Source organism: Pseudomonas sp. Z1-12 (genome assembly GCF_051132015.1).
GTDB lineage: Bacteria > Pseudomonadota > Gammaproteobacteria > Pseudomonadales > Pseudomonadaceae > Aquipseudomonas > Aquipseudomonas zanjanensis.
In genome coordinates this window covers 961,308-973,776 of sequence record NZ_CP071647.1, presented here as the reverse complement: position 1 = coordinate 973,776, position 12,469 = coordinate 961,308, and the positions used below count along the sequence as shown (strand labels likewise).

10 protein-coding genes are annotated in these 12,469 nt (G+C 61.6%); 2 read left to right on the top strand and 8 right to left on the bottom strand.

Going from position 1 to position 12,469, the window contains the following annotated elements; genetic code table 11:
• Nucleotides 1–125 precede the first annotated feature (125 nt).
• The 4 genes from garD to kdgD form a co-directional block, all read right to left on the bottom strand.
• Nucleotides 126–1,679: a galactarate dehydratase gene (gene garD, locus J3P85_RS04130; protein WP_186710803.1), complete on the bottom strand. Its 1,554-nt coding sequence runs from the start codon at nucleotides 1,677–1,679 to the stop codon at nucleotides 126–128.
• Nucleotides 1,680–1,691: 12 nt separating this feature from the next.
• The gene (locus J3P85_RS04125; protein WP_039592259.1) at nucleotides 1,692–3,056 is read right to left on the bottom strand and encodes an MFS transporter; all 1,365 of its coding nucleotides are present in this window, start codon (nucleotides 3,054–3,056) and stop codon (nucleotides 1,692–1,694) included.
• A gap of 85 nt (nucleotides 3,057–3,141) precedes the next feature.
• The gene (locus tag J3P85_RS04120) at nucleotides 3,142–4,587 is read right to left on the bottom strand and encodes an aldehyde dehydrogenase family protein (protein WP_434572335.1); all 1,446 of its coding nucleotides are present in this window, start codon (nucleotides 4,585–4,587) and stop codon (nucleotides 3,142–3,144) included.
• Nucleotides 4,588–4,716: 129 nt separating this feature from the next.
• Complete coding sequence (gene kdgD / locus J3P85_RS04115) at nucleotides 4,717–5,628, bottom strand: 5-dehydro-4-deoxyglucarate dehydratase (protein WP_434704991.1); 912 nt, start codon at nucleotides 5,626–5,628, stop codon at nucleotides 4,717–4,719.
• A 371-nt stretch (nucleotides 5,629–5,999) separates the two neighbouring features.
• Between kdgD and J3P85_RS04110 the strand changes: the two genes are divergently transcribed.
• Nucleotides 6,000–6,380 carry a hypothetical protein gene (locus J3P85_RS04110; RefSeq protein ID WP_434704990.1) on the top strand — a complete coding sequence of 127 codons (381 nt, stop codon included), beginning with the start codon at nucleotides 6,000–6,002 and terminating at the stop codon, nucleotides 6,378–6,380.
• A gap of 214 nt (nucleotides 6,381–6,594) precedes the next feature.
• Here the strand turns inward: J3P85_RS04110 and J3P85_RS04105 are convergent, their stop codons facing one another.
• The 4 genes from J3P85_RS04105 to J3P85_RS04090 form a co-directional block, all read right to left on the bottom strand.
• Nucleotides 6,595–7,341 (bottom strand): FadR/GntR family transcriptional regulator, encoded by a 747-nt coding sequence (locus J3P85_RS04105; RefSeq protein ID WP_323155981.1) that lies wholly within the window; start codon nucleotides 7,339–7,341, stop codon nucleotides 6,595–6,597.
• Nucleotides 7,342–7,619: 278 nt separating this feature from the next.
• Nucleotides 7,620–9,347, bottom strand: coding sequence for an ABC transporter ATP-binding protein/permease (locus J3P85_RS04100; protein WP_434704989.1), 1,728 nt, complete (start codon nucleotides 9,345–9,347; stop codon nucleotides 7,620–7,622).
• 91 nt (nucleotides 9,348–9,438) lie between these two features.
• On the bottom strand, nucleotides 9,439–9,999 hold the full coding sequence (locus tag J3P85_RS04095; protein ID WP_003177957.1) for a response regulator transcription factor: 561 nt from the start codon (nucleotides 9,997–9,999) through the stop codon (nucleotides 9,439–9,441).
• Nucleotides 9,996–11,255: an ATP-binding protein gene (locus J3P85_RS04090; RefSeq protein ID WP_207963268.1), complete on the bottom strand. Its 1,260-nt coding sequence runs from the start codon at nucleotides 11,253–11,255 to the stop codon at nucleotides 9,996–9,998. Before J3P85_RS04090 ends, J3P85_RS04095 begins: the two co-directional genes overlap by 4 nt.
• Nucleotides 11,256–11,598: 343 nt before the next feature.
• Between J3P85_RS04090 and J3P85_RS04085 the strand changes: the two genes are divergently transcribed.
• Nucleotides 11,599–12,315: an SIMPL domain-containing protein gene (locus tag J3P85_RS04085; RefSeq protein WP_434704987.1), complete on the top strand. Its 717-nt coding sequence runs from the start codon at nucleotides 11,599–11,601 to the stop codon at nucleotides 12,313–12,315.
• Nucleotides 12,316–12,469 lie beyond the last annotated feature (154 nt).

The window sequence follows — 12,469 nt, the reverse complement described above, 5'->3', positions numbered from 1 at the left end:
ATCAATGCTGAATGTACCTCCCCCATCGCGAGCAAGCTCGCTCCCACATTGGTTCTCCTGCGATCGCAAAACCCACACTCACCCCACATCCCTGTGGAGCGAGCTTGCTCGCGATCAGCGCCGGATCAGGTAATCGGCGCCGGGTTGAACAAGGTGATGTCGTTGTACAGCTTGTGCCGCTCGGCCCAGGTCTGTTTCTTGCCGCTGGCCACGTCCAGGTAGTAGTGAAACAGCTCCCAACCCAATTCCTCGATGGTCGCTCGTCCGGTGGCGATGCGGCCGGCGTCGATGTCGATCAGGTCCGGCCAGCGCTGGGCCAGTTCGGTACGGGTCGAGACTTTCACCACCGGTGCCATCGCCAAGCCGTACGGCGTGCCCCGGCCGGTGGTGAACACGTGCAGGTTCATCCCCGCCGCCAGTTGCAACGTGCCGCAGACAAAATCACTGGCCGGCGTAGCGCAGAAAATCAGGCCCTTTTGCTTGAAGCGCTCGCCTGGGCCAAGCACGCCGTTGATTGCGCTGCTGCCGGACTTGACGATCGAACCCAGGGACTTCTCGACAATGTTCGACAGCCCACCCTTCTTGTTGCCCGGCGTGGTGTTGGCACTGCGATCGGCTTCGCCCTTGGCCAGGTAACGGTCGTACCAGTCCATTTCCCTCACCAGCTCCTGGGCGACTTCCTCGGTTTGCGCCCGGGAGGTCAGCAGGTAGATCGCATCGCGTACTTCGGTGACTTCGGAAAACATCACCGTCGCACCGGCCCGCAGCAACAGGTCCGAGGCATAGCCCAGGGCCGGGTTGGCGGTGATACCGGAAAACGCATCGCTGCCGCCGCATTGCATGCCCAGGATCAGCTCCGAGGCGGGCACGGTTTCGCGGCGACGTTGGTCGAGTTTCTTCAGGCGGGTCTCGGCCAGTTCCATGATCTGTTCGATCATTTCGGTGAAGCCGTGACTGGAATCCTGCAAGCGATACAGCCACGGCTCGCTGAGGTCCACCGAGCTGTCGCCTTCATGCATCACCTGCCCGGCCTGCAATTTCTCGCAGCCCAGGCTGATCACCAGTGCCTCGCCCCCCAGGTTCGGGTTGCGCGCCAGGTTGCGCACGGTGCGAATCGGGATGTAGGCGTCGGTGGCGGTGATCGCCACGCCACAGCCATAGCTGTGGGTCAGCGCCACCACGTCATCGACGTTCGGGTACTTGGGCAGCAGTTCGTCCTTGATGCGCTTGACCGCATGGTCCAGCACACCGGTCACGCACTGCACCGTGGTGGTGATGCCCAGGATGTTGCGCGTGCCGACGGTGCCGTCGGCGTTGCGGTAACCCTCGAAGGTGTAGCCCTCCAGCGGCGCATCGGCCGCCGGCACGTCGGTGGACAGCGGCAAGCTGTCCAGCGGCGGCGCGGTGGGCATGCGCAACTGGTCTTCCTTGACCCAACTGCCACGAGGGATCGGTTGCAGCGCGTAGCCGATGACCTGGCCGTAGCGAATCACCTCGCCACCCTCGGGAATGTCCACCAAGGTGACTTTGTGGCTCTGCGGCACGAAGTCGACGGTGACCAGGCCGTCCGGGAATTCGGTCCCGGCCGGTACTCCCTGGTCGTTGACAACAATCACCACGTTATCGCGCTCGTGCAGGCGGATGTAACGGGGCGAATCGGCATGTTCAATCAGATTCATGGACGCCATTCCTCAGGATTTGGCTTCAGACAGGCTGGAGAGGTCGGCTTCCTTGGCCGCTGGCTCCTTGAGCACCACACGCTTGATCGGGCCCACGATGACCAGATAGCTGAACACCGCCATCAACGCGTTGCAACCGACGAACACCAGTGCCCATTTGAACGAGCCTGTGGAGCTGATGATGTAGCCGATGACAATCGGCGTGGTGATCGACGCCAAGTTGCCGAAGGTGTTGAACAGGCCGCCGCTCAAGCCGGCAATCTGTTTTGGCGAAGTGTCGGACACCACCGCCCAGCCCAACGCACCGACGCCTTTACCGAAGAACGCCAGGGCCATGAAGCCCACCACCATCCATTCGATGTCGACGTAGTTGCACGCCACGATGCTGCTCGACACCAGCAGGCCGGCGATGATCGGCGCCTTGCGGGCGAAGGTCAGCGAGTGGCCCTTGCGCAGCAGGTAGTCGGAAATCACCCCGCCCAGCACGCCGCCGATGAAGCCGCAGATCGCCGGCAAGGACGCGATGAAACCGGCCTTGAGGATGGTCATGCCGCGTTCCTGGACCAGGTACACCGGGAACCAGGTCAGGAAGAAGTAGGTGATGCCGTTGATGCAGTACTGGCCCAGGTACACGCCGAGCATCATGCGGTTGGTCAGCAGCTGGCGAATGTAGTCCCACTTCGGACCGTCGGCTTTCTTTTCCTTGCCCTTGTCCTGGTCCATATCGACCATCGCGCCGTTGGACGCGATGTGATTGAACTCGGCCTCGTTGATCATTGGGTGCTGACGCGGACTGTAGATCACTTTCAGCCAGACCAGCGAGAACACGATACCGATCACGCCCATCACGATGAACACGTGCTGCCAGCCGAAACGGTAAACGATCCAGCCCATCAGCGGTGCGAACAACACGGTGGCGAAATATTGCGCCGAGTTGAAGATCGCCGAAGCGGTGCCGCGTTCCGCGGTGGGGAACCAGGCGGCGACGATCCGGGCATTGCCCGGGAACGAAGGCGCTTCGGCCAGCCCGACCAGAAAGCGCAGCATGAACAGCGCAACCACGGCCGTGGACATGCCGAATTCACCGACATAACCCTGCAGCACGGTGAACAGCGACCAGGTGAAAATGCTCAAGGCATAGATTTTTTTCGACCCGAAACGGTCGAGCAGCCAGCCGCCAGGAATCTGCCCGGCCACGTAGGCCCAGCCGAAGGCGGAGAAGATATAACCGAGGGTGACGGCGTCGATGCCGAGGTCTTTTTGCAGGCTGGAACCAGCGATGGCGATGGTGGCACGGTCGGCGTAGTTGATCGTTGTCACCAAAAACAGCATGAGCAGGATCAAATAGCGGACGTGCGTCGGCTTGGTCTCTTGCATGTAATCTACTTCCACTATTTATTTTTATGCGGGAAATCAAATTGTACGGTCGGCGCCGGAGCCCGGCGCCGACCGGTGTTGCGTATTACGAGCCGATGTAGGAGGTCTTCACCACGGTGTAGAACTCTTGCGCGTAGCGGCCTTGCTCACGTGAACCGTAGGACGAACCTTTGCGCCCGCCGAACGGCACGTGGTAATCCACGCCGGCAGTGGGCAGGTTCACCATCACCATGCCTGCCTGGGAATGGCGCTTGAAGTGGTTGGCGTACTTCAGCGACGTGGTGGCAATACCGGCCGACAAACCGAACTCGGTGTCGTTGGCCATCGCCAATGCCGCCTCGTAGTCGGCCACGCGCACGACGTTGGCCACCGGGCCGAAGATCTCTTCGCGGCTGATGCGCATCGAGGCTTCGCTGTCGGCGAACAGGGTCGGTGCCAGGAAGTAACCTTCGGTGTCGCACGTCACCACACCGCCACCGCTGACCAGCCGCGCGCCTTCGCTTTGGCCGATGTCGATGTACTTCAAGTCCTGGTTGAGCTGGGCTTCGGAAACCACCGGGCCAATGTCAGTGCCGGCCTTCAACGCATGACCGACCTTGATCGATTGCATGCGCTCGGCCATGGCCGCGACGAACTTGTCGTGGATGCCGGCGGTGACGATCAGCCGACTCGACGCTGTGCAACGCTGGCCGGTGGAGTAGAACGCGCTCTGCACCGCCAGTTCGACGGCCTGCTTGAGGTCGGCGTCGTCGAGGATGATCTGCGGGTTCTTGCCGCCCATTTCCAACTGCACCTTGGCCTGGCGCGCCACGCAGTTGACCGCGATCTGCCGGCCTACGCCCACGGAACCGGTGAAGCTGATGCCGTCGACTTTCGGGCTGTTGACCAGGATGTCACCGACCACGCGGCCGCTGCCCATCACCAGGTTGAACGCACCGGCCGGGAAACCGGCACGGGAAATGATCTCGGCCAGGGCCCAGGCGCAGCCCGGTACCAATTCGGCGGGTTTGATCACCACGCAGTTGCCGTAGGCCAGGGCCGGGGCGATTTTCCACGCAGGAATGGCGATCGGGAAGTTCCACGGCGTGATCAGGCCGACCACGCCGAGGGCTTCGCGGGTCACTTCGACGTTGACGCCCGGGCGCACCGACGGCACGTAGTCGCCGGACAGGCGCAGGCATTCACCGGCGAAAAATTTGAAAATGTTGCCGGCGCGGGTCACTTCGCCGATGGCTTCGGGCAGGGTCTTGCCCTCTTCCCGGGCCAGCAGTTGGCCGAGCTCTTCACGGCGGGCGAGGATCTCGGTGCCGACTTTGTCCAGCGCATCATGGCGGGCCTGGATGCCCGAGGTCGACCAGGCCGGGAACGCGGCGCGGGCGGCTTCGATGGCGGCGTTGACTTGCGCTGCGTCAGCCTTGGCGTATTCACCGATGACATCGGACAGGTCAGACGGGTTGATGTTGGTGCAATAGTCAGCACCGGCCACCCACTCACCGTTGATGTAGTTATCGAAACGCTTTGCATCTGCCACGGAGCTTCTCCTCTCACAAAAGCTGTCTAGGAACGCGGTGCGTCCCTGGCTGCGTTTCCACGCGATGCGTGGAAACGATCAAGCCTTACGCAAAAAGCCGCTGATTGCTCAGCGGCCTTGTCGGGTCTGTTACTGCTTGCCTTGCTTGTCGATCAGCGCGGCCAGGGCTTCGTATTCTTCTGGCAGCAGGTCGGTCAGCGGCGTGCGCACAGGGCCGGCGTCATAGCCAACGATCTTCGCACCGGCCTTGACGATGCTCACCGCGTAACCGGCCTTGCGGTTGCGGATGTCCAGGTACGGCAGGAAGAAGTCGTCGATGATCTTGCCGACAATGGCGTGATCTTCGCGGGCAATGGCGTGGTAGAAGTCCATCGCGGTTTTCGGGATGAAGTTGAACACCGCCGAGGAATAGACCGGCACGCCCAGGGCCTTGTAGGCCGCAGCGTAGACTTCAGCGGTCGGCAGGCCGCCCAGGTAGCTGAAACGATCGCCGAGGCGACGACGGATCGACACCATCAGTTCGATATCGCCCAGGCCATCCTTGTAGCCGATCAGGTTCGGGCAGCGCTCGGCCAGTTGTTCCAGCTGAGTGGCGTTCAGGCGGCAAACGTTGCGGTTGTACACCACCACGCCGATTTTTACCGATTTGCACACGGCTTCAACGTGGGCGGCAACGCCGTCCTGGCTGGCTTCGGTCAGGTAGTGCGGCAGCAGCAACAGGCCCTTGGCGCCCAGGCGCTCGGCTTCTTGAGCGTATTCGATGGCCTGGCGGGTGGCACCGCCGACGCCGGCGAGGATTGGCACGCTGGTGGCGCAGGTATCGACGGCCGTCTTGATGACTTGGGAATACTCGCTGGCGGCCAGGGAGAAGAATTCACCGGTGCCGCCCGCTGCGAACAGTGCAGAGGCGCCGTACGGGGCCAGCCACTCAAGGCGCTTGATGTAGCTGTCGCGATTGAAATCGCCATTGGCAGTGAAATCGGTGACCGGGAACGACAGCAGGCCAGACGAGAGGATGGACTTCAGTTCTTGTGGATTCATTATTCGAACACCCTGGACGCAAATGTTGTGTTGTAGGAAACGGTTCAGCTTCATGTGAAGTTGTAGGTCATCGTACAACTTAAAATGTGAACGTCAACTGCATTTCGTCTTTTGTCGAGTGTCAGGGCTGGGGTGTTGGACGGGAACCCTTGTAAATCGGGGCTTTGGGTGTGATGGGGAGGCGGATGAAACTTATCGATTGAGAACCGGAGCCGCTCGTCGCCACTGTCAACTCTGCCAGTAGGCGCCGTTACGGCGAGGGGGCATAACCTAGGCATGGCTGTGCTGTGCACGGCCGTAGTCCCTTTCACAATCTTTTAAGTGAGTCGCCCGTACGCGACGCTCAGGGCCGCCTCATAGGGAGTGACATCATGACGACGTTTAAGAAGCCCGTGCTCGTGGGTGTGCCAGACTCAGATGCCGAGAAGGTCACGGTGTCATTGTCGAAAATGAAGACGTTAACCGTGCAGATTCCAAATGCAGAAAATTCACCAGAATCGACTGTCCATCTCACGGTGTCGATCCCTAAGCAGGTAGGCGCAGAACAATCCATGCTCGTTGAAAAGACTCCCGAGACTCACCCGAATAACTTCGAGACGCCTGAGTTACGCAAGGACGTGACACTGACATTTTCAAGCGACGAGCTGAAACAGTTCAAAGGCAAATCGGTTGAGCTGCGTTACACATTCGATTACACAAACGGATGGGACCCTGAAACATCCGCACCACAGATATTGGAGATCAAGGCGTAGCTCTGCATGCCTCTCAGACAGGCACAGAAATATGAGCTGGACACCATTTTCCTGTGGCGAGGGGATTCTCTGTGGCGAGGGAGCTTGCTCCCGCTCGGTTGCGCAGCAACCGCCATCGACCTGGGGCCGCTTCGCAGCCCAGCGGGAGCAAGCTCCCTCGCCACAAAAGCATCTTTGCCCCAACAGCATCTTTGCCAGCAGAGCAGTGTGCGATTCAGCCCTGCGCCTGGGCCTCTTCATGGGCCTGGCGCAACCGCTCGCGGCTGTTGGTCAGGTGCAACCGCATGGCCGCACGGGCGGCGTCGGAGTCCTGGCGGGCGATGGCTTCGTAGATTTCCTCGTGCTCACGGCTCAGGCGATCCATGTAGTGCTGGTGGTCGTCGTGGGCCAGGCGCGCCGAGTTCAGCCGGGTACGCGGGATGATGCTGGTGCCCAGGTGGGTCATGATGTCGGTGAAGTAGCGGTTGCCGGTGGACAGGGCGATTTCCAGGTGGAAGGCGAAGTCCGAGGCCACCGCGTCGCTGGCATGGGCGGCGCTTTCGTTCAAGGCGTCGAGGGCGGCACGCATCGCCGCCAGTTGCTCGTCGCTGCGACGCTGCGCCGCGAGCCCGGCGGATTCCACTTCCAGGCTGATGCGCAATTCCAGGATCGCCAACACGTCCCGCAAGGTAACCACGGTGGCCGGGTCGATGCGGAAACCGCTCGGGCTGGGCGTGTCCAGCACGAAGGTGCCGATGCCATGGCGAGTTTCCACCTGGCCGGCCGCCTGCAACCGGGAAATCGCCTCGCGCACCACGGTGCGGCTGACGCCATGGGCTTCCATGATCGCCGACTCGGTGGGCAATTTATCACCGCGCTTGAGCAGACCGTCGCGAATCTGCTCGGTCAGCACCGTCACCAGCTCCTGCGCCAGGCTGCGGCGCTTGCGGGGAAGGCGGGGTACGTCGATCGGGTTTTCCATTGTGTCTGTGTCTCGGCAAGCGGCTGAATGACAACATCATAGCGCAACGTGGTTGTACGATCACCGGGGGTGCAGTGGCGAGTCGGGTGCGGATACCGAGTCGCCTTCATCGCGAGCAAGCTCGCTCCCACATGGGATTGGTTGTAGACCTAAACACCCGGTTCACCCTAAACCCTTGTGGGAGCGAGCTTGCTCGCGATGGCGGCGGGTCAGTCACCGCAAAATTAACCGACCTACCGCTATCGCGAGCAAGCTCGCTCCCACAGGTTTTGGGGTGGTCAGGCGGTTACGGTGCGCTCCACCAGTTGGCCATTTTCGATACGCACATGTCGCGGATGGAACCGTTTCAAACTGCTTCGGTGACCAACGCTGACAATGCTCAGGCCCGGCAGCTGGTCGATAAGCGCCTGATACAGCGTCGCCTCGTCTTCTTCATCCATCGCCGAGGTCGCTTCGTCCATGTACAACCAAAGCGGTGCATAAAGCAATGCGCGGGCAAAGGCCAGGCGTTGTTGCTCGCCAGGCGAGAGCATGCGCTGCCAGTGGTTGCTTTCGTCCAGCCGCGGGATCAGGTGCGGCAGGCGGCAGGTTTCCAGCACCTGTGCATAACGTTCGTTGGGGTAGACATCGCCGGCCTGTGGATAACTCAATACTTCCCGCAGGCTGCCAATCGGCAGGTAGGGTTTTTGCGGCAGGAACAAGTAGCGCGCCGCCGGAAGCCGGATCGACCCGTGCCCCGCAGGCCACAAATGCCCCATCGCGCGCAACAGGGTGGATTTGCCGCTGCCGGAACGACCGCTGAGCATGACCCGCTCGCCAGGTTCCACATTCATATCGGCGTTGTCGAGCAGATGACGCCCGTCAGCCAGGTCCAGCCCGAGGTTGCGGACCGCCAACGCCTCGCCCTGGTTCTGCACATCGATGGCCGGCACGCGGTCTTCGTTGTCACTCATCGCCTGGCGGAAACTCAGCAGACGGTCACAGGTGGCGCGCCACGCGGCGAGGTTGGCGTAGGCGGTGATGAACCAACTGAAGTTCTCCTGCACGTTACCGAACGCGGAGTTGATCTGCATGAGCTCGCCCAGCTGGATCTTGCCCGCGAAATAACGCGGCGCGGCGACGATGAACGGGAAGATGATCGCGATCTGGCCGTAGCCGGACGTGAAGAACGTCAGGCGCTTGGACACGCGCATGATGTCCCAGAAGTTGTGCCAGACCAGGCCGAAACGACCGCTCAGGCGACGATTCTCATTGGGCTCGCCGCCATACAGCGCAATGCTCTCGGCGTTCTCGCGCACCCGCACCATGGAGAAACGCAGGTCGGCTTCGAAGCGTTGCTGGTTGTTGTTCAGGCCGATCAGGCGACGGCCGATCAGGTGCGTCAGCCAACTGCCCACCGCCGCATATACCAACGCGCACCAGAACATATAGCCAGGGATGGTGTAGCCGAACACTTCGATGCTGCCTGACACGCCCCACAAGATAATCGAGAACGACACCAGGCTGACGACCGTGCGAAGCAGCCCCAGGCCCAGTTCCAGTGTGTTGGAGGTGAAACTGTTGAGGTCTTCGGAAATCCGCTGGTCGGGGTTATCGGTATAGCCGCCCTGCTCCAGCCGGTAGTAATTCTTGTTGTTGAGCCAGCGGGCAAAATGCTGCTCGGTGAGCCAGGCCCGCCAGCGAATGGTGAGCATCTGCGTGAGGTACAAACGGTACACCGCGCCGAGGATCGCCACCGCCGCGATGCCGCAGAAATACAGGATCAACCGCCAGAATGCCGCAGTGTCCTTCTCTTGGAGGGCGTTATAGAAGTCCCTGTACCAACTGTTGACCCACACCGAGATTGCCACGCTGAACAACGACAGCGCGATGACGGCAATCAACAGCGTCCAGGCCTTGCCCTTCTCCTCACTGCGCCAGTACGGCGTGGTCATCTGCCAGACACGGCGGAAAAACTGGCCGCGCACCGCGTCATTGACCGCGGAATATTCAGCGTTCTGATTCATGGTTAAGGCTCATAGGAGAAAAAACTCGGGCCGATCATAAAGCAACGGCCCGATGTGTCGCGAGGGTGGACAGCATTTGTTCAGCGCAGGTTCAGCGACGCACAGGACGCTTTTGCAATTTGCGCTGCAAGGTCCGCCGATGCATGCCCAAGGCGCGGGCGGTGGCGGAGATATTGCCTTCGTGCTCGGTCAGCACGCGCTGGATGTGTTCCCATTGCAGGCGATCCACCGACATGGGGTTTTCCGGCACCAGGGTGTCGAGGTCGGCGTGTTCGGACAACAGCGCCGCCAGCACGTCATCGGCATCCGCAGGTTTGCACAGGTAGTTGCAAGCGCCGCGCTTGATGGCCTCGACCGCGGTGGCGATGCTCGAATAACCGGTGAGGATCACCACGCGCATCTCCGGGTCCAGCTCCAGCAGTTTGGGCAGCAGTACCAGGCCCGAATCGCCGTCCATCTTCAGGTCGAGGGCGGCGTAGTCCGGCAGGTCAGCCTGGGCGATGGTCAGGCCCTCCTCGGCAGAACCTGCAGTGCTCACGCGAAAACCGCGGCGGGACATGGCCCGGGCCATGACGCGGGTGAAGGTGGCGTCGTCATCCACCAGCAGCAGGTGCGGCAGTTCTTCGCCGTCGACTTGGATCTCGTCGCTCATGTTTCGTCTCCTCGGTCGGCATGGGGCAGGCGCAGCTCGGTGAGCGTGCCGCCTTCCTCATGGGGGTAGAGTTTCACCGAGCCGCCGGCGCGTGTCACGCTGGCTTTGCTCAAGAACAGGCCCAGGCCGAAACCCTTGCCCTTGGTCGTGAAAAACGGTTTGCCAATCTGCTCGGCAATCGCCAGCGGCACACCGGCGCCGTGGTCGCGGATACAGATCGTCAATTCATAGGCATCCCAATCCAATACCACTTCCAAACCTTCGGGGCAGGCGTCGGCGGCATTGTTCAACAGGTTCAGCAAGGCCTGGGTCAAATCCGGCGGCGGCGCCATGCGTGGCACCGTGCCCTTGCCCAGGCACTGGAAGCGATAACTGGCCTCCGGGCGCATCAAATGCCAGCGATTCAGGGCATCGTCGAGCCAGAAGGTGACCGCCTGCATGTCGATGTCCAGCCGGCGGTTGGCCTCGGCGGCACGCACCAGGTATTGCAGGGTTTCCTTGCAGAGCTTGACCTGGTCCTGCAACACGCTGAGGTCTTCCTGCAACGCCGGGTCTTTATGATCCTGGCGCATTTCCTTGAGCAGCACACTCATGGTCGCCAGCGGCGTGCCCAACTCATGGGCGGCACCGGCGGCCTGGGTCGCGACGGCCAACAGTTGTTCGTCCCGCAGGCCTTCTTCGCGGCGGATCGCCCGCAGCTCCTCCTGGCGACGCAGCTCCTCGGCCATGCGTGCGGCAAAAAACGTGATGACCGCCGCGGCCAGGGCGAAACTCAGCCACATGCCGTAGATCTGCAGGTTTTCCCGGGCGATGGGGAAGGTTTCCAGTGGATAGAAACGCGCCAGCAGCAAGGTGTACAGCGCCAGGGCGATGCCGGAAAGGATCAGCGAATACCGCCACGGCAATGTCACGGCGGCGATGGTCAGCGGCACCAGGTAATAGGAGACAAACGGATTGGTGGAGCCGCCGGAGAAATACAGCAGCGCACTGTGGATGAACAAATCGCAGGCCAGCTGTACGGCGTATTCCAACTCGGTCACCGGCCACGAGGCGCGCAGGCGAATCGCCGTCAGCGCGCACAGCACGCTGGAACAGACCAGGGTGATCGCCAGTTGCAGCCAGGGCAGCGGCAGCAGGTCGAACCAATAGGCGAGCCCCACGGAACCGGCCTGGGCCGCCAGGACCAGGATGCGGATGAATGTCAGGCGCCAGAGGTTCTGGCGAGAGGCGGAAGTCATTTGCAAAGGGGCGAGCATGAGCTCTCCTGATGAGCGCTCCAGGCGAATCGCACGGAGTATAACCAAGGCGCGGCGCGCAGCGGCAGATATGCGGCAAAGCGCCACAGCCCTAAAGCTACCTATACCCCCTGTGGCGAGGGAGCTTGCTCCCGCTGGATCGGTCCGACGCTTCGGGCGCAGCAGGCCCAAAAAGACTACGACTGCTGCGCAGCCGAGCGGGAGCAAGCTCCCTCGCCACAAAAGCCTCTCACCCGCAATCTGTATAGAAGTTGTAACTGTGCGAACCCAACCATAAACGCTAGAGTCTTATCGTTCACGCAGGCCCGGAACCAACCCCTGCGCATCATCCCAAGGAGCTTTCATGCACACGTTCAGTCGCCCCGCCGCCCTGCTCGCCCTCAGCCTCGGCACCGTCGCCAGCCTGCCGGCCCTGGCCGCCGATGAGCTGCACTACAACCAGATCTCCCTGCGCGCCGAAGCCAGCCAGGAAGTGGCCCGCGACCTGATGATCGTCACCCTCTACACCGAAGAACAGAACACCGACCCGGCCAAACTCGCCGCCGCCGTCAGCACCACCCTGAACAAAGCCATCGGCCAGGCCAAACAGGTCAAGGGCATCAACTTGAGCCAGGGCAGCCGCAACAGCTACCCGATCTACGACAACAAAGGTGGGAAAATCACCGGTTGGCGCGAACGCGCGGAACTGCGCCTGGAAAGCGCCGACTTCGCCGCCCTGTCCAAACTCACCGGCGAATTGCTCACCGACATGAAAATGGCCGGCATGGACTTCGCCATCGCCACCGCCACCCGCCAGACCAGCGAGGACGCCCTGCTCAAGGACGCCGTCAACGCCTTCAAGGCCCGCGCCCAACTGGCCACTGAAGCCTTGGGCGGCAAGGGTTATAAAATCGTCAACCTGAACTTCAACACCAACGGTTATCCACAACCGTACATGCGCCCGCAGATGATGATGAAAGCGGCGTCGATGGATGCCGAGTCGGTGACGCCTGAGGTGGAAGCGGGCACCAGCAAGGTGACGATGACGGCGGACGGGGCGATTGAGGTGTTGATGCAGTGATGATCGGCGGTGGTTCAGCCAGGCTCACTGACTGAACCACCGAAACCGAGCGACAAAATTCCCGTGGCGAGGGAGCTTGCTCCCGCTGGGCTGCGCAGCAGCCCCCAAACCTGACACCTCGGTGTATCAGATGGGTACAGTCGCCGCTGTTGGG